General features: G+C 43.2%; 22 protein-coding genes. 18 read left to right on the top strand and 4 right to left on the bottom strand.

The window, feature by feature from the left end; translation table 11 throughout:
- Positions 1-3: 3 nt before the first annotated feature.
- The 12 genes from ACDZ28_RS01875 to ACDZ28_RS01820 all read left to right on the top strand — a co-directional run bounded on the left by ACDZ28_RS01875 (position 4) and on the right by ACDZ28_RS01820 (position 11,487).
- On the top strand, positions 4-876 hold the full coding sequence (locus tag ACDZ28_RS01875) for an ROK family protein (protein WP_375103900.1): 873 nt from the start codon (positions 4-6) through the stop codon (positions 874-876).
- 23 nt (positions 877-899) lie between these two features.
- A complete protein-coding gene (locus ACDZ28_RS01870; RefSeq protein WP_375103899.1) occupies positions 900-1,754 on the top strand; it encodes a MurR/RpiR family transcriptional regulator in 855 nt (284 codons plus the stop codon).
- A gap of 221 nt (positions 1,755-1,975) precedes the next feature.
- Positions 1,976-2,449, top strand: a complete 474-nt coding sequence (locus tag ACDZ28_RS01865; RefSeq protein ID WP_375103898.1) for a YhcH/YjgK/YiaL family protein — start codon at positions 1,976-1,978, stop codon at positions 2,447-2,449.
- 452 nt (positions 2,450-2,901) lie between these two features.
- Positions 2,902-4,014: an amidohydrolase/deacetylase family metallohydrolase gene (locus tag ACDZ28_RS01860; RefSeq protein WP_375103897.1), complete on the top strand. Its 1,113-nt coding sequence runs from the start codon at positions 2,902-2,904 to the stop codon at positions 4,012-4,014.
- On the top strand, positions 3,980-5,083 hold the full coding sequence (locus tag ACDZ28_RS01855) for a DgaE family pyridoxal phosphate-dependent ammonia lyase (RefSeq protein ID WP_375103896.1): 1,104 nt from the start codon (positions 3,980-3,982) through the stop codon (positions 5,081-5,083). The genes ACDZ28_RS01860 and ACDZ28_RS01855 overlap by 35 nt, the downstream gene beginning before the upstream one ends.
- Position 5,084: 1 nt before the next feature.
- A complete protein-coding gene (locus tag ACDZ28_RS01850; RefSeq protein ID WP_375103895.1) occupies positions 5,085-5,840 on the top strand; it encodes a KDGP aldolase family protein in 756 nt (251 codons plus the stop codon).
- On the top strand, positions 5,833-6,849 hold the full coding sequence (locus tag ACDZ28_RS01845) for a sugar kinase (RefSeq protein ID WP_375103894.1): 1,017 nt from the start codon (positions 5,833-5,835) through the stop codon (positions 6,847-6,849). Before ACDZ28_RS01850 ends, ACDZ28_RS01845 begins: the two co-directional genes overlap by 8 nt.
- A gap of 8 nt (positions 6,850-6,857) precedes the next feature.
- Positions 6,858-7,571 (top strand): GntR family transcriptional regulator, encoded by a 714-nt coding sequence (locus tag ACDZ28_RS01840; protein ID WP_375103893.1) that lies wholly within the window; start codon positions 6,858-6,860, stop codon positions 7,569-7,571.
- Positions 7,572-7,817: 246 nt separating this feature from the next.
- Complete coding sequence (locus tag ACDZ28_RS01835) at positions 7,818-8,810, top strand: ABC transporter substrate-binding protein (RefSeq protein ID WP_076120796.1); 993 nt, start codon at positions 7,818-7,820, stop codon at positions 8,808-8,810.
- The gene (locus tag ACDZ28_RS01830) at positions 8,791-9,567 is read left to right on the top strand and encodes an ABC transporter ATP-binding protein (protein WP_339287897.1); all 777 of its coding nucleotides are present in this window, start codon (positions 8,791-8,793) and stop codon (positions 9,565-9,567) included. The genes ACDZ28_RS01835 and ACDZ28_RS01830 overlap by 20 nt, the downstream gene beginning before the upstream one ends.
- Positions 9,568-9,617: 50 nt before the next feature.
- On the top strand, positions 9,618-10,313 hold the full coding sequence (locus ACDZ28_RS01825) for an ABC transporter permease (protein WP_339287896.1): 696 nt from the start codon (positions 9,618-9,620) through the stop codon (positions 10,311-10,313).
- Positions 10,314-10,398: 85 nt separating this feature from the next.
- The gene (locus ACDZ28_RS01820) at positions 10,399-11,487 is read left to right on the top strand and encodes a low temperature requirement protein A (RefSeq protein WP_042132430.1); all 1,089 of its coding nucleotides are present in this window, start codon (positions 10,399-10,401) and stop codon (positions 11,485-11,487) included.
- 212 nt (positions 11,488-11,699) lie between these two features.
- Here the strand turns inward: ACDZ28_RS01820 and ACDZ28_RS01815 are convergent, their stop codons facing one another.
- The gene (locus tag ACDZ28_RS01815) at positions 11,700-12,647 is read right to left on the bottom strand and encodes a serine hydrolase (RefSeq protein ID WP_042130728.1); all 948 of its coding nucleotides are present in this window, start codon (positions 12,645-12,647) and stop codon (positions 11,700-11,702) included.
- Between the two features lie 171 nt (positions 12,648-12,818).
- Here ACDZ28_RS01815 and ACDZ28_RS01810 point away from each other — a divergent pair, with 171 nt between their 5' ends.
- The 6 genes from ACDZ28_RS01810 to ACDZ28_RS01785 all read left to right on the top strand — a co-directional run bounded on the left by ACDZ28_RS01810 (position 12,819) and on the right by ACDZ28_RS01785 (position 22,890).
- Positions 12,819-15,182: a YcdB/YcdC domain-containing protein gene (locus ACDZ28_RS01810; RefSeq protein ID WP_339287895.1), complete on the top strand. Its 2,364-nt coding sequence runs from the start codon at positions 12,819-12,821 to the stop codon at positions 15,180-15,182.
- A gap of 568 nt (positions 15,183-15,750) precedes the next feature.
- Complete coding sequence (locus ACDZ28_RS01805) at positions 15,751-17,403, top strand: extracellular solute-binding protein (protein ID WP_375103892.1); 1,653 nt, start codon at positions 15,751-15,753, stop codon at positions 17,401-17,403.
- Between the two features lie 185 nt (positions 17,404-17,588).
- Positions 17,589-18,494 carry a sugar ABC transporter permease gene (locus tag ACDZ28_RS01800; RefSeq protein ID WP_076120793.1) on the top strand — a complete coding sequence of 302 codons (906 nt, stop codon included), beginning with the start codon at positions 17,589-17,591 and terminating at the stop codon, positions 18,492-18,494.
- 21 nt (positions 18,495-18,515) lie between these two features.
- The gene (locus ACDZ28_RS01795; protein WP_375103891.1) at positions 18,516-19,403 is read left to right on the top strand and encodes a carbohydrate ABC transporter permease; all 888 of its coding nucleotides are present in this window, start codon (positions 18,516-18,518) and stop codon (positions 19,401-19,403) included.
- Between the two features lie 78 nt (positions 19,404-19,481).
- Complete coding sequence (locus ACDZ28_RS01790) at positions 19,482-21,251, top strand: sensor histidine kinase (protein ID WP_375103890.1); 1,770 nt, start codon at positions 19,482-19,484, stop codon at positions 21,249-21,251.
- Positions 21,229-22,890: a response regulator gene (locus ACDZ28_RS01785; protein ID WP_375103889.1), complete on the top strand. Its 1,662-nt coding sequence runs from the start codon at positions 21,229-21,231 to the stop codon at positions 22,888-22,890. The genes ACDZ28_RS01790 and ACDZ28_RS01785 overlap by 23 nt, the downstream gene beginning before the upstream one ends.
- A gap of 82 nt (positions 22,891-22,972) precedes the next feature.
- Here ACDZ28_RS01785 and ACDZ28_RS01780 read toward each other — a convergent pair whose 3' ends face one another.
- From ACDZ28_RS01780 to ACDZ28_RS01770, 3 genes are all read right to left on the bottom strand, one after another.
- Positions 22,973-23,794 (bottom strand): TerC family protein, encoded by an 822-nt coding sequence (locus ACDZ28_RS01780; protein WP_076120789.1) that lies wholly within the window; start codon positions 23,792-23,794, stop codon positions 22,973-22,975.
- A 355-nt stretch (positions 23,795-24,149) separates the two neighbouring features.
- On the bottom strand, positions 24,150-25,040 hold the full coding sequence (locus ACDZ28_RS01775; RefSeq protein WP_081954172.1) for a carbohydrate ABC transporter permease: 891 nt from the start codon (positions 25,038-25,040) through the stop codon (positions 24,150-24,152).
- 25 nt (positions 25,041-25,065) lie between these two features.
- Positions 25,066-25,950, bottom strand: coding sequence for a carbohydrate ABC transporter permease (locus ACDZ28_RS01770; protein WP_042130723.1), 885 nt, complete (start codon positions 25,948-25,950; stop codon positions 25,066-25,068).
- Between the last annotated feature and the right edge of the window lie 94 nt (positions 25,951-26,044).

Raw genomic sequence — 26,044 nt, 5'->3', positions numbered from 1 at the left:
GGAATGAGAATTGTAGCCGTAGATATTGGCGGTACCAATACCAAAATGTGTATTTGCGATGAGCATGGGAATGTTGATAATTTTAAAGAGTATGCAACAGAAAGTGATTTGGGCGGTCCGCATGTAGTCGCAAGATTGCTTGTGAAAATTGCAGAATATGATGATTTTGATGCCATCGCTATAAGCACGGCTGGTCAAGTCAATGCTGAAGAAGGATTTATTGTCTATGCTAACGAAAATATACCTAGATATACAGGGATGAAGATTAAGGAAATTGTAACAAATCATTTTCATAAACCTGTTATGGTAGAGAACGATGTGAATTCAGCAGCATTAGGTGAAGCTCATTATGGTGCTGCCCAGAACTTTAACAATTTCTTATGCTTGACGTTTGGCACGGGCATCGGCGGTGCAATTGTAATGAACCGCCAAATCTATAAAGGAGCAGATGGAGTGGCAGCCGAATTTGGCCATATCCTTACACATCCATTGTCAGATGCGGTGGAGGGACTGCCCTTTTATGAAAAGTATGCTTCAACCACCGCTTTAGTAAAGATGGCTCAGCAGGCAGATCCCGAATGTGTAGACGGGAAGGTTCTTTTTGATAAAATACACAAAGGGGACGAAGCTCTGAAACAGATCTTGGATTCTTGGATAACTGAGGTGTCTACGGGCTTAGCCTCTATTATTCATATTTTTAATCCATCCGCTATAATCATTGGGGGCGGTGTTATGGAGCAAGAAGATTTAGTTCAAAGGGTAGAAGAACGGACAAAGTCTTTAATTATGGAGAGTTTTGCAGGTGTAAGAATTGTTAAGGCCTCACTTGGGAATAAGGCAGGCTTGCTAGGAGCTTCCTCTTTATTCGCATATTAAACCATTGTAAAGGAGGGGCTTATTTGCGAACAATCAGTATTTTTACTTCTATTCATTCCAAGTACAATAATTTGACGAATACGGAGAAGAAGGTAGCGGACTACGTCCTGGAGAACACGAGAAGTGTTGTCTATATGTCCATTACTGATCTTGCAGATGCGTGCGATGTAGGGGAATCAAGTATCTTTCGATTTTGCAAATCTTTAAGTTATAAAGGGTACCAAGAGTTCAAGATTGCACTAGCTCATAGTATTACTGTGGAGAATGAGATCCCGCAGCTTACGGATCAAATTCTAATGGACGACACGACTGAAGCAGTGGCTTCCAAAGTGCTGACCACAAATGTAAGTGCACTGAACGAGACCTATAATTTAATTGATATAAAGAAGATCAATGAAGCCATTGATTATATGATTAACGCGGATCGTGTATTATTCTTCGGCGTTGGCTCTTCTCTAATCACGGCAATGGAAGCCAAAATTAAATTTATGCGCATTACAAACAAAACAGAATGTTTAATGGACTCACATCTTCAGATGATGTCAGCAGCGCTAATGTCTGAGCGAGACGTCGCTGTAATCATTTCTTATTCCGGCTCAACGAAGGATAGTATTGAGGTCGCAAGAAAGGCGAAGGAACGAGGCGCTAAAGTGGTGTCCATTACGAGATTTGAAAAGTCACCTTTAACATCGTATTCGGATCTAACCTTACTATGTGGTGCTAATGAGGGTCCTCTGCAGGGCGGTTCATTATCTGCTAAGATCTCACAGCTTTATCTGCTGGATATTTTATATGTGGAATATTTCAAAAAGACTAGCGAGCAGTCTATTATCAATAAAGAAACAACTGCTGCGGCAGTTAGTGAAAAGCTCCTATAAGTGCGAGTTCAAAAAGTATGGTTTTCAGCACCAAGAAGATTGGATGAAGGTAGAAACTGAGGAGCGGAGCGTAGTGGAAGTGGAAGCTACGTGAGCACCGGAAGATTCACCTGAATTCAATATTCGATGTCGAGTAAGCTTCTTGGGCTACTCCGTGATCAAAAGCGGACTTTTTGAACAACCTCTGTAAGATAATTGAGATGTGGGGAGAATGAGACATTATGATCTTAGGTTCATTGTCGTCTTGGGAAGAGCATAGCAGATATGAGAATTCAGTCATTGTAGAGGCTATTGAGGAATTGAAAGTCATCTTACAACACGAACCTGATCTCGGGCGAATCGAGATCCGCGGGAACGAGATCTATGTTTCGATTATGGCGCTAGAGGCGAAGTCGCTAGAGGAACAGGTTGCTGAAAAGCATGAGGCTTACATTGATGTGCATTATCTGATCGAAGGTGAAGAAACGATCGGTTGGTCCCCCCTGCAAGAGGGGATCGAGGCTACTAAGCCTTACGATGCCGAAGCAGATTATGCGCTTTATCCTCCGTCAACTGAAGAAATTTTGTTGAGTTTGAAGCCGGGGATGTTCGCTGTCTTTTTCCCGCATGATGTACACAGACCTGGGATGGGTCAACCGGGTATGAAGATTAAGAAGGCTGTTATTAAGATACATGTAGGGTTATTAAATTCATAGATTAAGAAAGCAGCGATTCTCCTTTTTATTGGAGGATCGCTGCTCTGCGTTTTCGGTCATTTGCAGCTTGCCTCAGTAGATTGTGGGCAAGAGATGGCCAAACTGATAGATAATTAGGGGAAATCTCCCTGAAATTCTGCGATTTTTGCTTATATGACTAATAATTAGGGAAAATCTCCCTCTAGTTTAACTAATTCGATGGTGAATATAGATATTACCCCGATTTTTAGGGAGGAATTCCCTAATTCTATTCATTTAAAGCAATCATCGGCTATAATTAGGGAGATTTTCCCTAATTACTCTCAAAAAGAATTCTTCACATAAGTAGGCTGCTCTAATTTTGTGACAGTCCCGTCTATTTTTATTCATAAACATTATAACGTTATATTTACTTCCTGTACTATTCGTGGTATTTTAAACATTATAATGTTATATGGAAAAAGGTGAGAACAATGGATGAAAGATACGTGCTCCGTCAGGTGAAACGAGTTAGCGGAGAAGAGATCGACATTGTAATCGAGAATGGAAGAATCGCTGAGATCACTCCGGCAGATGAGGGTCGTGGGGGGCAGATGTGGGAAGGCTCAGGTGCATACGTATCCAGTGGTTGGATTGATATGCATGTGCATGCTTTTCGCGAATTTGATCCGTATGGCGATGAGATTGATGAGATCGGTGTCCGGCAAGGGGTGACAACTCTAGTAGATGCCGGTAGCTGTGGGGCGGATCGGATAGGTGATCTGGTTCAGGACGCATCTCTAGCTAAGACGAATGTGCTGGCGTTCTTGAATATCTCGCGGATTGGACTACTAAGAATTGATGAGTTATCCAACTTGGAATGGATTGATAAGGAGAAGGTTTTGGAGTCTGTCCGAACTTACGGGAAGATGATCGTAGGATTAAAGGCTAGGATCAGCAAGAGCGTTGTCGGGCCTAGCGGAATTGAGCCGCTGCATATTGCACGAAGCCTATCATTGGAGACAGGGCTGCCGTTAATGGTACATATCGGTTCAGCACCGCCAGATATCAGAGAGGTTATGCCTCTTTTGCAGCAAAAAGATATTGTTACCCATTATCTCAACGGAAAAGAGAATAATTTGTTTGCTGCAGACGGTCAGCCGCTTCAGGTACTGACTGAGGCTATCGAACGAGGAGTTCATCTAGATGTGGGGCATGGAACAGCAAGTTTCTCTTTTAAGGTAGCTGAGGCTGCTAAACGTAACGGCATAGGACTGAATACGATTAGCACGGATATCTATCGAGTGAACCGGATGAAGGGACCTGTTTTTAGCATGTCTAATGTACTTTCCAAGTTTCTATGTTTGGGCTATGCTCTGGATGAGATTATGGCAGCGGTTACTTCAAATGCGGCAGAATGGCTGGGCAGACCGGAGCTAGGCCGAATACAGGTAGGTGATCCTGCTAACCTGACCCTGTTCACCTTGCAGCATGAACCTACTGTGCTTATTGATTCTGAAGGGGAAGAAAGAGTGGCGGATAAAGTAATTCACGCAAAAGGAGTGGTTATAGGTGGGGAATTCATTAAATGCGAAATACGGGCTTAAACGCGTAATTAATGCTAGCGGTCGAATGAGCATTCTGGGGGTGTCGGCTCCTACTGATACTGTGATGAATGCGATGAAGCAAGGTGGACAGAATTACGTAGAAATAGCGGATTTGGTAGATAAAGCCGGAGATTACACGGCGCGTATTCTCGGTGCTGAAGCAGCGATTATCGTCAACTCAGCCTCCAGTGGTATTGCGTTGTCCGTTGCGGCGCTAGTGACCCAAGGTAACCGCCGCCGCAGTGAACGTCTGCACCAAGAGGTCATTCCGCGCAATGAAATCATCATTCTAAAGGGTCATAATGTACAGTACGGAGCTCCGGTGGAAACGATGGTCTATCTAGGTGGAGGTAAACTAATTGAGGTAGGCTATGCGAATGAAGGCCGGGCTGAACATATAGAGGACGCTATTGGTGAGCAGACTGCTGCTATTCTGTATGTGAAGTCCCACCATGCGGTGCAGAAAAATATGTTGTCTGTTGAAGAAGCATGGGAGATCGCCAAGCGTAAAGGGGTGCCGCTAATCGTTGATGCTGCAGCGGAAGAAGACCTCTGTAAATATGTGAAATGCTCTGACCTGGCGATTTATAGTGGGTCCAAGGCCATTGAAGGGCCTACTTCCGGAATCATTGCCGGTAAACGTAGTTATGTGGAATGGGTTAAGGTCCAATTGTATGGAATAGGACGCAGTATGAAAGTGGGTAAAGAAACAACCTTTGGTCTGCTGCAAGCTTTGGAGGAATACATGGTGAAGGAAGACAGAAGTGACATCGAGCAAGCGTCTTTGCAGGCACTGATGGTGCTGAATGATCTTCCTGGTATTCGTGTAACCATTGTGCAGGATGAGGCGGGACGTGCCATCTATCGCGGCCGAGTTCAGGTGGATCCACAGCAGGCCGGTATTACGGCGAAGGAATTGGTAGAGGGGTTGCAGCAAGGCGAGGTTGCGATCTATACCCGCGACTATGGAGTGAAGCAGGGATATTTCGATATTGACCCACGGCCGCTTCTGGGGGATGATCTGCTCGTGATTGTAGACAGTATTCGTAAATTAATAGGGGGACAATAAGATGACGACGATTTCACAACGTTTTTATAAGGGCCGCACCGCATTAAATGTACTCGCAAAAGATATCGCTAATGCTAAAGCGATTTATGAAGCGGCGGAAGGATATGTGCTGGTCGGTGTGCTCTCTAAGGATTATAAGACAGCAGAAGAAGCCGTAACAGCCATGAAGCAGTATGGTCAAGAGATTGAAGATGCGGTATCGATTGGCTTAGGTGCAGGAGATAATCGCCAAGCGGCAATTGTTGCCGAGATTGCTAAGCATTATCCGGGGAGTCATATTAACCAGGTGTTCCCGGTGGTTGGAGCTACGCGCGCTAATCTTGGCGGGAAAGACAGCTGGATCAACAGCATGATCGCCCCTTCCGGTCACGCTGGTTATGTGAATATCTCTACAGGACCTTTCAGCGCTGCGCAGAGTGAAGCGGCGATTGTACCTATAGCATCAGCAATTGCGCTAGTTCGGGATATGGGTGGTAATGCACTGAAGTATTTCCCGATGGAGGGTTTAAGCCGTGAAGAGGAATACCGCTCTGTCGCTAAGGCCTGTGCTGAGGCAGGGTTTGCACTCGAACCTACCGGTGGGATTGATATGGACAATTTCGAGGCAATATTGGAAATTGCGCTTGAAGCAGGGGTGCCACATGTGATTCCGCATGTCTACTCATCCATTATCGATAAAGAATCGGGCCAGACCCGGATCCAGGATGTGCGTGATTTGCTTGGAATTATGAAAAGGCTGACAGATAAATATGCCTAAACGAATCGGGGCATTCGGAGAAGTGATGATGCGTCTGCAGGTGCCGGGAGTTCAGCTGCTATCACAAGGAAACAGCTTAAACTATTCATTCTCTGGCACCGGGGTTAATGTCAGCTCTGCACTGGCACGCTTCGGGCATGAAGGTGCTTTGGTTTCCCGTTTGCCGAATACTTCTTTGGGGGAAGCCGCTGCGGCGCATTTGCGTAAGCTGGGGATTTCTTCAAACTTCGTTATGCGAGGAGGAGAATATCTAGGCTTGTACTTCTTGGAGAATGGATTTGGTGCACGTCCAAGCAAGGTGACTTACAGCAATCGTCTGGAGAGCAGCTTCAACACGGCTCCTGAGGAAACATATCATTATGAAGAGATTGCGCGAAGTCTCGATGTGATCCATTTCTGCGGCATTACGCTGGCTATGAACGAAAGTGTGCGTCATCACATGAAATCTTTAGCTAGAGCGGTCAAGCAGCAGGGTGGAACAGTGATCTTTGATTGCAACTATCGTCCGTCCTTGTGGGGAGCGGAAGGATATTCACTAGCGAAGCCGCATTACGAGGAGATGCTGCAGCTGGCCGATATCGTAATGATGAATGAGAAGGACGCGATCCATATCTTAGGGATGAGTACTGCACAAGCTGAACGTGAAGAGCAATTGCTCGAACTTATTCCGGTAGTTGCGAAGCAGTACGATATCTCGGTGATCGCTGGCACCCATCGCAGTATTCATGGTGACAACTCACATTCACTGCGTGGTTTTCTTTATAAGAATCAGAGCTTCTTCTTTTCGGATACGCTGAGATTTCTCGTCTATGATAGAATAGGGGCTGGAGATGCCTATACGAGCGGAATTGTGCATGGCGAGCTAACAGGATTTACACCTGAGCAGACCGTACGGTTTGCCGCTGCCGCTAGTATGCTAGCTCATACTGTCGAGGGCGACACTCCCATGGCTTCAGAAGCGGATGTCCTTCGAGCTATGACTCTATCCGTAGGCGATGTAGAAAGGTAGTGAACCTCTTGAGTTTGTCCCGAAAAGATAAGCCCTTATATTTGCAAATCGCAAATATTATAAAGGATCGGATTCTACACGGAGTCTATCCTATAGGATTAAATATTCCTTCCGAACCTCAGCTAGAGCAGGAATTCAATGTCAGCAAGATCACAGTACGCGGTGCCATTCAGGAGCTTGTCCAAGAAGGATTTCTGGAGAAAGGGAGCGGCAAGGGGACGAAGGTGATCCGTAATACCTCATCCTCCAAGCTGTCCAAATGGAAAAAGTTCACGGAAATTCTGGTGGATGAAGGGCACCAAATTCGGAAGCAATGGCTGAAGGCGGAGCGAGTATTTAATGAGGTCGGAAGTGAACCTTACCGTTTATTCGGCGAACATTGTTTACGCTTGGAACGCATATACACTCTCAATGATATTCCATACGTTCATTACACGCATTATTTAGTAAATGGTATGGATGATTTGGATCTACTTGATTTGAATGCTCAGTCCTTGTATGAGCTGCTTGAAGAGCGGAGTGTTTCCCTTGAGAGGCTACGTGATGAATTTTCTGTTGCTGTCCCTCCGCCTGAGGTAGAAGAGATCCTACTATTGGAAAAGAAGTGTCCTTTGCTGAAGCGAACACGTTATTCTTATGATGAGCTGGGCAAGGTGACGGAGTATAGTATTGGTTTCTATAATACGGAGCTACAGAATTATGTAGTGAACTATGAGGTGTAGTTAGCGAAAATCCGGAGCAATTTGCAGGGGAGATTCCTTGCAGAATGGTTCGGATTTTTTGCATCTTAGTATGTGATAAATATAACTATTTAAATTTATGAATATACAAGATGTGATGACTGATGTAAAATTACAATACCTGAAGCGTCCTGGAACAGCTTAAGGGCTTTTTGCATGCTCTTTTGCAGATTGCAAAGAATAGAGGCATGTCTACTATAGAAAGATTAATGGAGGTAGGAGAGTTTTATGAAGAAAAAATCTTTAAAAAAGATGTTAATGTTGTCGATGATGGTCGTTGTCATTGCTGTACTTGCAGTAGGTTGTGGTTCAAAGAATAACACGAATACAACATCGACAGAGGGAAACGCAGCAGAGGCTTCAAAAGAACCTGTTACTTTGTCGCTTGGCTTACTGCCTTCGATTGATGCTATTCCTTTTGTGATTGCTCATGAGCAAGGCTTTGATAAGAAACATGGAGTGAACCTAGACATTCAAACGTTCAAGAGTGCAAAAGATCGTGATGTCGCTTTTCAAGCTGGTAAGCTAGAGGGGATCAGCGCTGATCTAGTTGCAATTTCTATCTACAATGAAGCTGGGCTGGATGTGAAGATCACTAGTACAACTTTTGGTGAATTCGATTTATTGACTGGGAATGACGCCATCCAAGATGTGAAGGATCTGAAAGGCAAAACCGTGATTTTGTCCAAAAATACTTCCACACAATATACGGTGGCGATGATGCTGAAACAAGCGGGTTTGACAGAAGACGATATTACGGTAACTGAGGTTCCGCAAATCCCTACCCGTTTAGAATTGCTTAAGAACAATAAGGCGGATGCAGCTATTTTGCCTGAACCATTTGTAACTATGGGTAAAACCTCAGGCTTGCGCGTGCTTAGCTCCACGCATACCGCGGGAGTGAATCCATTTGTATTGGCTTTCCCACAAACTGCTATTGATGCTAAGGCAGATGCGATTCGCAATATGTATGCTGCTTATGACGAGGCTGTAGCGTATATGAAATCTCATGATCAATCCGAATATATCGATCTTGTGATCAAAGAAGTTGGTTATCCAGAAACGTTGAAAGATGAGATTAAGGTGCCTGATTATGTTCCTGCCAATCAAGTGGATGTGAAAGAAGTAGAAGCTGCATTTGCATGGGCACGGGAAAAAGGTTTGCTTAGCAAAAATATCTCGGCTGAAGATGTGATTTCTGATGTCCAATTCAAAAAATAAGGGACTCGTCATTAAGGGTCTTAAAGTAGAGTACAAGACGGGTCAACTGGCCTTAGGACAGATGGATTTATCTTTGCCAGAGCATGGGATTTACACGATCATCGGACCCTCTGGCAGCGGGAAATCCACGTTACTACGGGCGATCGCAGGTTTGCTGCCGAGCTATATGGGGCAAATACTTTTTAATGAAAAATCCGTGCATGATAAAGAAACTCTGATCGGTCTGGTACCACAAAACTATGGGCTTCTCCCATGGAAGACTGTACATGATAATATTCAAATCGCAATGAAAATCTCGCATACTGCGAGCACAACCAAGCAAGAACGGGAGAACCAGATTAATCAGTGGCTTTCATCAATGGGAATCTCTGATTTAGCTGATCGTTATCCTCTATCTCTCAGTGGGGGACAGCAGCAAAGAGTGGCAATCGCTAGAGCATTCGCTATTTTGCCCACCATTTTGCTGCTGGACGAGCCATTCTCCGCACTGGATGCGATTACGCGGGAAACGCTGCAGCTTCTCTTTTTGGATAACTGGTTGACGCATCCCGCGACTACCCTATTTGTTACCCATGATGTGGAAGAAGCTATTCTGCTGGGACAGAAAATTATTGTCATGCCATCTAACAAAGAAGAAATGCCGGAAATAATCGATAATCAATTGGTGTTTCATATGAAGCATGAGGATAAGCGGGACAGTGTAGATTTCTTTGAGCAGACTAAGCGAATCAGAAAGGTAATGCAGGAGATATGGTGAGAAAAAGTCGGATTCATCACATAATAAGACTGGTGTTTGTGTTCTTTTGTATGAATGTGGTTTGGTATATTGCCTATTTGCTTATGAATCATTCGATTTTGCCTAGTCCATTCGCAGTGTATAACGCTATGTTTCAATTGGGTGCACAGGATATTGCTTTGAATGTGGGGTATAGCTTGTTCAGAATTTTTGCAGGTGTAGTGCTTGCGTTAATCATTGGGCTGCTCATTGGTCTTCTGATGGGACGTTCGCTGACTTGGAATAAGCTGCTGGACCCTGTGGTCTACTTAACCTATCCTGTTCCAAAAATTGCTCTGCTTCCGGTTGTGATGTTATTCTTCGGGCTTGGTGAAACATCTAAAATTTTAATGATTATGCTGATTCTCTTGTTCCAGATTATCATTTCGGTTAGGGATGGTGTGAAGGCTATTCCTGAGAATACCTATGATGTCTTAACGAGTATAGGGGCAAGTACAGTGCAGAAATTCTGGCATGTGACACTGCCGGGTGCACTGTCAGTCATTCTGAGTACGATTCGTATTTCGCTTGGAACGGCGATATCTGTCCTCTTTTTCACGGAGATTTATGGTACCGAGCATGGTATGGGCTTTTTCATCATGGATGCTTGGTTAAGACTGGATTATCCGGAAATGTATGCGGGAATTATGCTGTTCAGCTTGGTGGGGTTTGTCCTCTTCTTGCTTGTTGATTTTCTGGATTACAAGTTTATGAAGTGGCGGAATTAGCTGTGTCAGGGATCCAACACATCCAAACCAAGGGAGCAAAACGATGAATAATAGCACATCGGGAACTGAACACAGATCAACATCAATGGCTGAGAAGAAAGTGACCTGGCTGGAACTGTTTTATGATCTACTGTTTGTAGCTGCAGTTTCAAAAGCGAGTCATGTCTTATTGCATGTAGAGACGGGTACAATTCCACTTGAATACTTATCCAAGTTTATCTTAATCTTTGTTCCGATCTGGTGGGCTTGGGTGGGGCAATCGGTTTTTGTTAACAGGTTTGGACAAGACATTTTTTCACACCGAATATTTCTGATTCTACAATTATTCTTTGTATTAATCATGACAGCTAGCTTATCGGTTGATTTTGATCAACATTATGTACCATTCTTAGTAGGTTATGTTGGTTTAAGAGCCATGACAGCCATTCAATATCTTACGGTACATAAAAATGAAGAGGACGATAGAAAGAGCACTGCCTGGTATTTGGGAAGTCGATTTTGGATTGGTATAGTAATCTCTTCTTTATCACTTTTCTTCGATTCTTGGGTTCGTTATGCAGTGCTGTATGCAGGAATTACTGTAGACATCTTGCTCCCCTTAATCGGGCGGAAATACTTGGTGAAAAGCCCTATAAACACTCATCATTTATTAGAGCGCTTCTCATTGTTCACGCTCATTCTGCTTGGTGAATCAGTGGTCAGTATACTTGCAGTGCTGCAGTCCAGCCACTGGACCTGGCAATCTATTTTATTTGCATTATTAACTTTCTTATTAATTATTGCGATGTGGTGGCAATATTTTGATAATGTTGAGAAGAAAGTGGACAAGAGTATAGAGACTGCCGGGCAGACCATAATTTATGGACATTTGTTTATTTATATCTCCTTGAGTATGATTGCTGCTTCGATCCAACTGTTATTTCTGGAACAACTGGATTATATATTTATGGTGTTTTTTATTTTTGGGTCGGTGTTGCTCTACTTCTTCTCTACTTCGTTGGTCTTCCATAAATATAGACGTTCACAGCAAAGATTAGGGATGTTCCATTTAGTGTTATTATTAGGTTTACTTGGAGTGTTTTTCGCAGTAGATTTGCTCTTCCTTATACCTAATTACCTGATCATCGGAGAGATGATGTTGTTCTTTGGTGTATATGCCAAAGTAACGACTTGAGCAGCTTTACATCGCAGCTGAATCATAAGAAGAAGGAAGCCGGTCCATGTGATCGGCTTCCTTTTTGTTTTATATCCATGAAATATAATCTATTTAGTTAAGAACGAAATTAGTTCAAAGAAAACAGAGACAGCCTAAGACTTTATCCGTCTAGGGCTGCTGCAGCTCTATAGGTGGTATCCACACATAAAGCTGCATATAATCCCCTGTCCCTATCGCCCAAGAAGAGCAGGTACAATAAATCGGCCGAAGACATTTGCAGGTGAGCGTTTCTTATATTTATCCGCAGTGATGACTGCAACCAGCTCGTAGGCTGGAACCACAATAATGTGCTGACCCATGAAACCAAGCGCAAAATAATAAGGGATCTCATTCGGCTGCTGCTCTGTGCCTGCATTGAATGAGGATACCCACCAGTGCCAGCCGTAGAAGCCCTTCTGTGGAAGTGTGGCTTCAACATATGGGTGAGTGGACTTCTGAACCGTGTCTGAAAGAATAAGCTGCTGAGCCTTCCAGCGCCCCTCTTGCAAATAAAGGAGACCGAATTTCTGCATATCCTCTGGCTTCAGATAAAGGCCAAAACCACCAGTATGTATGCCTTGCGGATCACTATCCCAGCGATAGCTTTCGATGCCAAGCGGCTGAAACAGCTGATCTTCGGCAAAGGCAGCCACGTCTTGTCCAGAACAATCCCGCAGAATCGAGGATAAGAGCTGAGAGCATCCGGAGTTATAAGTCATCACGGTTCCAGGCGTATGCGCAAGCGGCTGCGCGAGCACAAACTTTATCCAGTCTGCGGTTTTGGTCATGGTCGGAAAAGAATTCTGCCCCCCAAACTCCGTCCAGTTAAAGCCAGCTGTCATTGTTAATAAGTGACCGATCGTGATCTCTCTTTTTCGGGGGTCCTGATCCTCTTTTAATAAAGGGAAAAAGAGTGAAATAGGGGTATCCGGTGGTGGAACGATTTGTTTATCTATGGCTATGCTGACTAGAGCGGCGAGCACACTTTTGGTGCATGAGTTAATTTTGCCAAGCTCTACTGCAATTTTAGGCTCGCGATAATGCTCCAGTATGGGTTTTCCATGTTGAACGATTAGACAACTGCGAATATCTAGGCCAGTAATACCGTCTATAAGCGGCTGAAGGTTCCAGTCAGTGATGTGGGTGGCCCCCTTTCATAGATGAGTTGAAGCTGTAGCTGCCTACCATTATAGCTTATATAGCATACATTACATAAATGTTGTAATTTCCTGTCGTTAATTAAATATGGAAAATATAAGAAATTATCTGTATAATGTTATGAATCACGTGTTAGAGGAGGATGAATTCTTTTGAAAAGCAATAACACGCACTTTGTTCATCAGACAGCTAAAACGGTATTGATTACTTCAGTGGCAATCGCATTATTGTTACCACCAAGCTTGGCTGCTGCCGATTCTACATCTGTTAGCAGCAACACTGTGGTAACCCAGGTTAGCGCACAAGCCCCGACTACTACAACGACGTCCGAGGCAGATATTACAAAAGTGAAATTCACGCAGGAGCAAGCGATTGCAAAGCTAAGAGAATTATTCCCATCCCTAAAAAATGCAACGGTAAACAATGTTCAACTGGGATCTAACCAAAGCTACCCCGCTCCAGCAAATCAAATGATCTGGAATATTCAGTGGCAAATGCAAGAAGGGAATATGGGATATGGCTTTAGCAGCGAGATAGATGCGATTAATGGAGATATCATCAGTACGTATATTTCATATCCACGTGAGAATAACGAATCCTATTATCCACCGAAAATATCGCAGACGCAGGCACTGGAGATCGCCAAGGCTTTTGTGGCTAAGGCAGCTTCATCGGTTAAGAGCAGTGATCTGCAATTAAATGAGAATGTTGGTTATAATTATTTTTCGAGCGCTTTATTCGGTCCTGTTCAATATGGCTATTTCTTCAATATCATGAAGAATGGTCTTCCCTCTGGATCGGATAGCATTAACATAGCTGTGGATGGGAACGGAGATGTAATTCAATTCTCTAAGTCTTCTCAAGGGCTTGAGTATCCGTCTGCACAGCCTAAGATTACCTTGGAGCAAGCACAGAAGCAATTTGCGGATCAGCTTGATGTAGGTCTTTTTTACATTCCTATTTATAAGAACGGAAAACCCAACAACTGGATTCTAGGCTGGCGTCCGGTGGATCAATCTCTATATCCTATCGATGCATTGACCGGCAAGAGAATAGATTATGAAGGAAAAGAATCCGTATCCACTCCAGTCGTGTATTCAGATATAGCCAAGAGTAAGGATGTCTTTCAAGCAAGAAGCTCTACTACAGAGCTTTCTGCAAAAGAAGCGGAACAGCTTGTAAAGAAGGTAGCTTACATTCCAGCAGATCGTAAATTGATTTCTCAAAGCTTGAGAAATGACTATCAGGATACGAATCGGAAGATCTGGCAGTTATACTGGGGTGGTAATGGAAATGAACGTTTCATTGGTGCTGGTTTTCCAGAACAATCCTCTGCTGAAATAGATGCAAAGACCGGTGAAATATTGCAGTACCAAGTTCAAACCTATGGTGTTACTCAGGATAAAAAAGAAGAGCCGGCTCCTGTTGGAGGGAAGAAGCTTAGTGAGGCTGAAGCTAAGTCTAAAGCGCTTAGTATAATTAATAGCCTATATCCTCAGGCGAGCGAGAAGCTAAAGCTTGTTGAATATGGAGCTAATTCAAGCGTGACTTCAGACGGATCTGCATTCAGATACCAGTTTATTAGATATCATCAAGGGATTCCTGTGAGTGACAGCAATATTACGGTAAGCTTGGATCTTTACGGCAGACTGATTTCTTACATGGGGAATCGGATAAGCGGTATCGATGAGATCACATTATCGCCAGATGCTAAAATATCCAAGAAGGAAGCACTCGAAAGTTATAAACCCAAATATCAGACTAAGCTAAGATACACTCAGGTTGGCGGATACAATACTTATAGCAGTTATGTCGCGCCAAAGGTGAAGCTGGTATATGATACAACCTTTGATGAATCTAACGGATTGTATCAGGTTTTAGATGCAGCCACTGGAAAATGGACTGCGGTTTATGATTATCTCGGTCAGCAAGATACTCAAATATCTGCGACGGATATCAAAGGCCACGCAGCAGAACAGCCATTGTCAGAATTAGTAAAGTATCATGTGCTTACTCCGGATGCCGATGGTAAAGTGAACCCGGATCAAGAAATAACTGTTGGTGATTGGATAACCTATCTTGTTAAGGCTTCTAATCCGAATTTCAGCAATTATTATAATAATAATGAACGAAAAACTGTGGCTGGCGTGAAGCCTGAAAATTCATATTATGATGCTGTTACTTATGCGGCAGATCGTAAGTGGATCAATAAGGATGAAAGCCTCCAAATTGATAGTAAATTAACCCGGGAACAGCTTGCTGTTCTGCTGGCTAATTTTTTGAAATACAACAAACTCACAACCTATCTTGATAAAGATGTGACTGTAAGTCAATTTAGCGATAGTTCATCTATTAACAAAAAGGGTGCAGTGGCTCTTGTTGTGAAATTGGGAATCTTAAAGGATGACAACGGCAAGTTTAATCCGCAACAGACGGTATCGAAAGCGCTGGCGGCTACGGTGATTATGAAGCTGGTGGAGTTGCAGGGAAAGACCGATCAGATTATAGGTCAATAAGTGTTAAAAAGACTGGCCAGGGAGCAATTCTCCGATTATTGGAGAATCGCTCCCTGGTTTTTTTAGTTTGAGGTGGCTGGCTGAGGACATGCTACTTGATAGAACGTAGCTTTCGGTAACCCTCTCCTTTAACGCCGAATCTTGCTGGAGTAAGCGAGATAACTGCATTCTGTGCAACTAAAAAGTGGAGAATCCACCTCTAGAGGAGAAAATCAAAAAAATAAATGTACGAAATACAACTATATCCATTGGCAGAGTGATTTGAAGAATAATAGATGTACAAAATACAGTTAAACGCTTCAATACTTTGCTTTCATCGGCTAATATCAGGTACTAGTTAGGGTTAGATCCATATTGGATCTAACCCCTTTTTTTAATGGCATTAGTTACCAATACATAGACACTCACAAACTCACAGTATTATGATTATCGGAGTGGCTTAAAGCGGAGCTTAGTTAGGTGTACTTGAATAGGTAAAGAAAAGATACCGAATGTAAACGGTTCACACTCGCTGTGTTAACGCTTTCTTCTTACAATTAGGATATAGAAAACAAGGGAGGCTCAATAGATGACAAGAAAGATAAAAGGATTGCCTTTAATGGCATCTGCCATTGTTCTATCATTAGTTTTTAGTGGTTGCTCCAGTAATAATAGTGGAAACAATACTAGCTCCGCCCAAGGAAACACCGGTGCGAAGGTTGAGGCGGAGGGTGGTCCTTTAACCAAATATGATCCACCGATCAAGCTTCGTTCCACGATGAATGAAACAGGTAAAGAGACATTGGCTCAGGGAGATACGCATTCCAATAACATATGGACGAGAGGTTATGAGGAAGAACTGGGGATTAAAGTGTCCTACGACTGGATTGTGTCTGATGCCAATTATAACGATAAAATGAACGTTACCTTGGCAAGCGGTGACTTGCCTGATTTGTTGAAGGTCTCCATGGTCCAATTTGAGCAGCTGTATGAGGCAGGCATGATACAGGATTTAACCGAGGTGTTTGATAAATACGCTACGGATCTTGTAAAAGAATATTATGCTGAAGAAGACGGAGCTGGACTTAAGCCGGTCACAAAAGACGGAAAACTGATGGCAATGGTAAGCTTCCCAGGCTCTCTGGACTCCTCGGATATGGTCTGGATTAGAAAAGACTGGATGGACAAGCTGGGTCTGCAGGATCCTAAATCCATGCAGGATATTATTAAGATAGCAGAAGACTTTACATTCAAAGATCCTGATGGCAATGGGAAACAGGATACTTACGGGATTTCGCTCAATAAGGATTTGCCGATTAATGCATTTCTGCTCGGATACCACGCGTATTTAGAAACTTGGATCAAAAATGATGCTGGCGAGGTTGTAAATGGTACGATTCAACCAGAGGTAAAGACCGGACTTGCAGAGCTGCAAAGATTGTATAAAGAGGGAGTTATCGATCCTGAGTTTGGTGTGAAAGACTTTGCCAAGGCGATGGAGGATGTCAATGCCGGTAAATCGGGGATATTATTCTTGCCTCAATGGGCACCGTTTCAGGTAAAAGATATGATCAAAAAGGACCCTAATGTAAACTGGGTACCGTATCCAGTACAATCTATTGATGACCAGCCTGCCAAAACCCAAAATCATCTTACCATTGGCGGTGTATTCGCAGTCCGTAAAGGTTATGAACATCCTGAAGCATTGATCAAGCTGCTTAACTTCCAAGCGGAGAAAATGTTTGGAGAATCCGCTGCAACGGAACGGGCTAAGTATTTGAATGGTGACACAGGTCTGGGCTTCCAAAATGCGGTTGTAGCCAACCTGCCACCGAACAAAAATGTGAAGGCACAGGATGAGGTAGAGAAGGCCCTTGAATCAGGGGATACCTCGAATATGGGGCTTGAAGCCAAATTATTCTATGATGATATTCAAAGCTACCGTGGCGGAGATCTCGATAAATGGCATATGGAGCGCATCTTTGGGCCACTAAGCTCACAATCTGTTATCAAGTACTATCGCGATAATGACCTAGTCTTGATGAACGAATTCATTTATGCACCAACCAAAACGATGAACAGCAAAGCAGCTACCTTGGATAAGCTCCGTGCGGAGACCTTTGTGAAAATCATCTACGGAAGTCTACCTATCGATGAGTTCGATAAGTTTGTAGCGAACTGGAAGAAACTTGGTGGAGATCAAATTACGAAAGAAGTAAATGACATCATCAAAGGAAACTAGTTGAACTGATCAAGAATAGGACTGTCCTTAGTCATGGTAATGGCAAAAGGGCAGTTCTTTTTTTTGTACAGAGTAGTCATTTCCTTCAATCATCAGGTCAACAAAAGATACTCAAAGTCAATACGCTACACTATTAAGCCAATTTGGGGGTGCTCTATAATTGAGATACAAGGAGGAGAAAGCATATGCACTTTAATACTAAACAATTCCTACGTAATATTCCGCTTCATCTAATGATTTTACCTGCTTTGATTGTGATCATTATTTTTAGTTATATACCGATGGCAGGCCTTGTGATTGCCTTCCAGAATTTTTCCCCTATATCCGGGTTTAAGAATATGAACTGGACAGGACTCGAGAACTTTCGTTATTTGTTTGAGCTTCCCGGGTTTGGACAAGTCGTATGGAACACTGTTTTTATCTCTGTCATGAAAATAATCGCTGGGCTGACCGTACCGGTTATAGCAGCTCTGCTCCTTAATGAAGTTCGTGTAAACGGCTTCAAGCGCTCCATTCAGACGATTATTTATATGCCGCACTTCTTCTCATGGGTTATATTGGGCGGGATTGTCGTTGATGTTTTGTCTCCTAGCAGCGGTATCGTCAATATGCTCCTGAAAGCACTAGGCATGCAGCCTATTCAATTTCTAGCTGATAATAGCTGGTTCCCTTACATACTAGTGATCACAGATCAATGGAAAGAGTTTGGATTCGGAACCATTATATACTTGGCTGCTTTAACTAGCATTGATACCTCACTGTATGAAGCTTCTGTTATTGATGGTGCGGGTAGATGGAAGCAGACTTGGCATATTACACTCCCGGGCATACGCCCTATCATGATTCTGATGCTGACACTTAGTCTTGGTAACGTCCTGAATGGGGGCTTTGATCAAGTGTTCAACCTGTACAATCCGCTAGTCTATGAATCAGGCGATATTTTGGATACGATGATTTACCGGATTGGTCTCCAGGATGCTCAGTACTCCGTATCCACAGCACTTGGATTAATTAAATCCGTAGTTTCCTTCGTATTTATCGGGCTGGGGTATTATCTGGCGTATCGTTTTGCTAAATATCGGATTTTTTAGAGAGAGAAAGGAGTGGACTAAATGCATCATACTTCAACAGCTTACCGTTGGTTTCTCCGCTGTAATTACGTATTTCTTACATTGCTCGCGGTACTCTGTCTTTTTCCTATCGTGAACATTCTGGCGATTTCCTTCAGTTCAAGTGCAGCTGTAAATGCCGGAAGGGTGACCTTTTGGCCGGTAGATTTCACGCTTTCTTCCTATAAATATATCCTTCAGAATAATCAGTTCATTCAGTCTTTCGGAACTAGCTTGCTCAGGGTTGTGCTTGGCGTATCCGTTAACTTGCTGTTCACTATTCTAGTAGCTTATCCGCTCTCTAAAGAGGCGACGTCGTTCCGTTCACGGACTGTGTATGCCTGGATTTTTGTCTTCACGATGCTATTTAGCGGCGGATTGATTCCTGGTTATTTAATTGTAAAAGAAATGGGTTTGCTAGATAGCATCTGGTCACTTATAATACCGGGGGCTGTGCCGATCTTTAATGTTCTGCTGATGCTCAATTTCTTCAGAGGCTTGCCGAAAGAGCTGGAAGAAGCCTCGTGGATGGATGGAGCTGGACACCTGCGCACATTATGGAGTGTATATCTTCCGGTATCCATGCCAAGTATTGCAACCATTACGTTATTCGCTTTGGTAGGACACTGGAATGCATGGTTCGATGGGATGATCTATATGAGAAGTCCAGAGCACTATCCGCTCGCAACTTATTTACAATCCATACTTCAGCAGGTGTCGATCCAGACGGAGAATATTACCTTTGAGCAGGCGGCGTTGTTGAATCAGATCTCTGATCGTACGACGCAAGCCTCCCAAATCTTTTTATCGATCATACCGATTTTAGCGATTTATCCGTTCCTGCAAAGGTATTTTGTACATGGACTAGTCGTAGGAAGTGTAAAGGGTTAAACTGGATCTGAATACAAGAAGGAGCCCAACCACGGCTCCTTCTTTATTATTATTACGAATAAGAGGGATAAATTTCCAATGAAACCATTTTCATTTCGGTTTAACCCCAATTCCATTGTGATCAAGCTGATCGGAGCCTTTCTACTCGTGATGCTTCCGTTGTGCGCATTAAGCATCTCTATTACCTACTATAGTTCCAACCAAATGCAGGCCGAAGTGGAGAGAGCTAACGAATCGAAGCTTCATTTTTACTATAGTCATCTTGAATTTGAGCTGAAAAGGATAACGGGGCTAGTAACGGAGTACTCTCAGGATGAGACGCTTGCAACCTTTAGCACTCGTATTCCCATTATGAGCCGTTATGAAGTAGATTCCAGCCTGAACAGCATTTACACGAAGCTAAAGCAAATTAAAGAAACCAGCCCTTACATTAGTGATGTAGTGTATTATGTGCCCGAAATTAATAAAAGGGTCAGTACTACAGATGGAATTAGGGATGTCACCAATGAGGAATGGCAAAGTCTGTTGGGTACTATGGGGAATTTAAAAGGCGCTTTATCTAAATATAAGGATGAGCTGTATTTATTGCGCAGTAATCCATATAACTTAGATAGCAATCTTCCGCCTAATTTTTTACTGGGGGTAAAGCTTTCCTCTGCTGAGCTTGAATTGCGATTGAAAGAGTTCTCGGTGTCGGGTGGAAGTGATATTACATTAGCCTTCGGAAATAACAATGAGTATGTGATATCTTCTAATTCGAATCAGACTCCAATATTGTTTCCGGTTGAAAAGTCGCTAAATAGCGAGGAGACGGTGAGTGTTCAGCGGCATCGTTTAGACAACTCATTTTATTACTCGCTCTATGACCACAATAATAACTTCCGGTTAACGGCGATGATTTCCAATAGTGTGTTAATGAAGCCGATACAAATCTATTCGCAGTTGCTATGGCTGCTGAGCGTGGTCTCTGTAGTAATCATTATCTTGTTCTCTTTATGGACGTATAGGATGATTCATAGGCCCATGTCTATATTAATCAGAGGGTTTAAGAAAGCCGAACAAGGACAGACAGGCATATATATCACACATTCACGCAGAGATGAGTTTGGGTATCTGTATTCTCGGTTTAATGAGATGCTTAAGCATTTACACACTTTAATAGATGAGAATTATGTACAGCGTATTCGAACAGGTGAGGCGGAGCTTAAGCATCTACAATCGCAGATTACCCCGCACTTTCTCTATAATAGCTTATTTAGTATTAAACAAATGGCTGAAGTGGAGAATGTAGAGCTAATCAAAGAGTTCTCCGATTATTTGGGGCAATATTTCCGGTATATGACCCGTGATTTCGCTCAAGAGGTCACACTGCAGCAAGAAGTGGAACATGCACTAGTATACTTAGCCATTCAGAGAATACGCTTTGGTGCTAGGATCAGAGCTGAAGTGGATGAGATGGAACCGGATTGCCGGGACATCAGAATCCCGCGAGTGCTACTGCAGCCGATCATCGAAAATGTATTTGAACATGGACTTAAGCAAAAGAGTAGCAACGGTCTACTGAAAATGAGCTACGAGAAAATGAAGAATACGCTGACCATTAGAATTGAGGATAACGGCGATACACTCAGTGAGGATAAGCTACAACTTTTACAGCGCCAATTCTCCGAACAGAATATCAACCAGGGAGAAATCACAGGTATATTAAATGTGAATCAAAGGCTGAGGATCAAATTTGGTTCCCCTTATGGATTGCAGGCGGAGAGAAGCAGTTTAGGCGGGCTTTGTGTAAAAGTTAACATACCGCTTGAAGGGGAGTATAACGATGCAACGAATGATGATAGTTGATGACGAGCCTAATATTCTGGATGGACTATATGAATTTTTTGTAAAGGCAGATTTCAAGGATTTGGAGATCATTAAGGTTCATTCCGCAGATCATGCTATAGACTGGCTTAATACTGTAAAAATAGATATTGTGCTTAGTGACATCTGCATGCCGGGAATGGATGGAATGGCGTTAATTCAGGAAATTGTCGATCGTTGGCCTCGCTGTAAAGTGATTCTGCTGACCGGTCATAATGAATTTGATTATGCACATCAGGCGATTAGAAATCCATGTGTGGTGGACTATTTACTGAAGACAGAGGGGATGGATAAAATCCGTTCTGCTGTAGCCCTAACCTTGGATAAAATATCCTCTGAAGAGGATTATCTGTACAAGAGCCAATGGCTTCGCGATAAGCTTCCTCGCGCTCTGCCTCAATTGCAGCAGCAATTATTGCACGATATTCTAAGACGGACCGAACGGATAGATCGGCAGACCTTGCAGGATGAATTCGATGCTATTCAGCTTCCCTTTAACGCGGAAGGACTCGTACTACCTATTATTCTGCGCATGGAAGAGTGGAGGAATTATGAGACGGCTTCGGACCGGAGCTTAATCCGCTACGCCGTAGCCAATATTTCAGAGGAACTGCTCAGTGATAAAGTGGAAATTAAAGCAGTTGATCTCGATCAGGGAACGATGGCTTGTTTTATTCAGCCGAGCAGCGAGATTGTATCCTCATTAAAGGAAGAAGAGCTATGGTTAAAAACGCTACGCTTCGTACACGGGACAATGGAATCTATCCAGCAAGCTTGCGGCAAATGTCTACAATTATCTGTATCTATTATCGCCAGTGATCAGGCTGTTCAGTGGCATGAGCTAAGCTACGCTTTAAATCGTTTACGGCTGGCTATTTATGATAGCCCTGGACTGGGTATGGAGAAGCTGCTAAAGATTAAAGTCAAGGAAGCAAACCCAAGTCCGGTGTCGATGCAAAATAGAAATGCGACAGCAGATTTGCTGCTCGATTATTTGAAACAACGCCTGCTAGAAGGAGATCCCGAATGGAGCAGTTCTTTTCGCAAATGGGTGGATATTTCGGGTGAAGGTGGACCGGAAGATCCTTTTTTGAAAATGAGATTGTTGTCTGGTGTCAGTAACACCTTATTGCAGGCTTTACAAGAGTTAGGATTAACGGAGGAAGCCCATAGTGGAATGGATTTGTCACGGATATTGTACTTTAATATTAATACACATTGGTCGGAGGTCATTTCTTTCTATCATACCTTCTTTGAATGGATTATTTCGAACAGAAGCGCTACCTATAAACATGATGAATCAAATATCCTGTCCATGATCCACCAATATATTAAAGCTCATCTTGCAGATGATTTGTCTCTAACCCGGATCGCTCAGGAAGTCTCGCTTAATCCGTCCTATTTGTCTCGCTGGTATAAAAGAACTACGGGTAAAGGGATCTCCGATTATATTCTGGAGAAGAAAGTAGAGCTTAGTAAAGAGTTATTGCTTGGAACTGCCTTGAAGATGCACGAGATATCCAGTCAGCTTGGGTTTAGTGATCAGCACTACTTCTTCCGATTCTTCAAAAAAACCGTTGACTGTACACCGCAGGAATATAGGGAGCAAAATAGGGGATAAAAGAAAATAACCCGAAAGACGGACACCTTTACTGAAGGGGCGCATCTTTCGGGTTATTGTTGTTTCTGTGATTCAAATAAGATTAGTTGAGCTGTTTATCTACTTCTTTAACTGGATTTTCTCCAACATTCTCTTCTACCTTGCTGCTCATAAACCAACCAATTGCAGCGATGAGCACGAGTACAACATAGAAGGTAACCTTCCAAATGGTACTATGCGCGAAATCCTCGGAAAGAACACCAAGTGAAGGGTGTGCCAAGGTAATGACTGCGAGCTTAACACCGACCCAGCCTACGATGAAGAAGGCTGCAATTTCAAGACCTGGACGGGTGTGAAGCAGCTTAACGAAGAAGGAAGCTGCAAAACGCATAATGACCAATCCGATAAATCCGCCGGCAAAGATGACGAGGAATTGTCCGCCGTCAAGGCCTCCGATTTTTGGAAGACCACTTGCAGGAAGTGCAACCGCAAGTGCAACTGCGGCTAGGATGGAATCCACCGCGAAGGCGATGTCAGCAACTTCTACTTTAAAGACAGTAAACCAAAAGCTGGATTTCTTTTTGTTGACTGCGCCGTCCGTACCGCTTTCAGCTGCTTCATCCGTAACGGGCTTCTTGATTAATAGTTTTCGGAAGATATGGTTCCCCGCGATAAACAGTAAATAAAGTGCGCCGATGGCTTGTACTTGCCAAATATCAACCAGGTAAGAGATGACAAATAGTGAACCGAAGCGGAACACGAAGGCTCCGGCTAATCCGTAGAATAGTGCTTTTTTTCTTTCCTCATCAGGAAGGTGTTTAACCATAATTGCCAATACCAGTGCGTTATCTGCGGCTAGTAGTCCTTCAAGTGCTACAAGAACTAGTAATACCCAGCCGTACTCTAATAATAATCCCCAATCCATTACTGTTGTCCTCCCTTTTCTTATGCAAATATCTACTAAAAGATACTTACCTTACCATTTTAACCAATTTTATATAAAAAAGACCTTTACCAAACAGATTAGCCTTTGGAATAAAGGTCTAACCTGATTGGTAAAGGTCTCGCTAACAATGTTGAATTGCCAATAAAGCCGGAGAATATCCTCATATTCTCGTATTGACGACTTTATTTAACAGCTACTCCCCTTTACGGGATATATTAAATTTTTGATTTAATTCGTTGTGATTTTGCCTAAGGAGATCATATACGAGTTGAAAGTTAATGTCAATAAAATGTTGGAGAAAGAAGAGAAGCTAGAGTTCTCCGTGTTTTTTGTGTTATCCCTTAACCGCTCCGGCGGTAATTCCCTTGGTCATCTGTTCTGTGAAGAGCAGATAGATCAGGATGGTCGGGATGGCAATGATCGTCATAACCGCGAACTGAGCACCATAGTTGGACGAATATTCTCCGGCGAATTTCATAATGGAGAACGGAATGGTTTTGAGATCCTCTGAGGTGAGGAAGGTGTTCGCCATAATGAATTCATTCCAGGTGCTGATGAAATTGAGTACACAGATGGTAGCGAGTGCGGGTTTCGTAATTGGCAGGATGATGCGGAAGATCACACCGTAAATGCCACAGCCATCGATAACCGCCGATTCTTCAATCGCGCGAGGGATGGTCTCAAGAAAACCGGTCATAATGAGCACGCTCATTGGAATGACAATAGCCGAATAAGGCAGAATCAGCGTGTACATATTGTTCAGCATTCCGAGCTTGTTAAACAGGATAAAGTTAGGCAGCAATGTCGCATGAATAGGAATGATCATGCCCATCATGATGAGTGACAACACAATACCACTTAGCTTCCATTTCATGCGTGTGAACGCATATCCCATCATCAGTGACACTAGTGCGGACAGCGCAACGGTAATTACTGTAATAATAAGACTGTTGGCAAAATAGCGTGGTACACGCCCATAGGTAAAAGCGTTTCTATAATTCTCCCATTGCGGTGGCGATGGCCATTTCAGAAATGAGCTTCCGAAGAAATCACCACTCTTTAGCAGGGAGTAATCGATCAGCCAGATGAGCGGAAATAACTGAATCAAAGCGATGAGACAAAGAAACACCATCATTAGGATTTTGCCAGTTGTAGGTTTACTGCGCTTCTGTTTATGAAGCTTCAGATTGGGGGGTGAAGCGGCAGGTGCTAATGAATTATTCATATGATTTCCTCCGGTTACAGGGATTCTAAAACTCTCCGATATCTTTCTTCAGAACCTTGTTGAGTATTACGGTCAGTACAAGGCAGAACACAATGAATAGGATGGATATGGCATTACCGTAGCCGTATAGCGACGATGAGAAGGCGGTTTTGTAAAGGTAGTTCCCTAAGAATTGCGTGCTGTTCGCCGGGCCGCCGTTAGTCATTAAGAACACGGTTTCCATTTGCTTAAGACAGGTTGTAACCGCTATGATAATGGCAACTCGCATCATAGGCGACAGAAGCGGAATGATGATGCGCGTGTAGAGGGTGTAGTTGTTCGCACCATCGATCTTTGCGGCCTCGCTTAAGTCACTTGGAATGCCTTGCAGACCTGAATAATAAAGCAGCAGTGCGTATCCAAAGCCTTGCCACATAACAACAATGATGATGCACCAGATCGCTGTCTTCGGATCTCCAAGCCAATCATGTGTGAGGGAATCCAGCCCAACACCACTTAGCAACTTATTGAGCAATCCGTAATTGGGATGAAAAATCCCGCTCCACAGCTTGGCTGTAACCACAACAGAAATAACGGCTGGGATAAAGAAGATCGTCCGGAATATTTTTTCGTATTTGCCGGAATTGGTCAGGAAAATCCCTATGAGAATAGCAAAGGGATGCTGTAAGAATACAGTGGCAGCAGTCAGTAACAGGGCATTGCCCAGCGAAGTCCAGAATACTTTGTCATGAAATAGGATTTCACGATAGTTATCAAAGCCGATAAAATTGTACTTCCCGATTCCGCCCCAGTCTGTAGAGCCGTAATAAGCGCTCATGAAGATAGGGATGCAAATCATAAAAGCAAACAGGAATAGCCCGGGTGCGATGAGTAGGAATATCGCTTTTTTGTCGCTTAACACTCTGTGCATGGAAATCTCCGTCCTTTGAAAGAGTAATCTATCTACTACCATCGTAACGGGAAGCCAGACCCTGGAACATGCCGTATATTTCAGATGATTGTAC

Source organism: Paenibacillus sp. RS8 (genome assembly GCF_041956825.1).
In the GTDB taxonomy this organism is placed as follows: Bacteria; Bacillota; Bacilli; order Paenibacillales; family Paenibacillaceae; genus Paenibacillus_AQ.
Note: the sequence above shows the minus strand (reverse complement) of the source record. Positions and strands in the feature narration are given on the sequence as shown.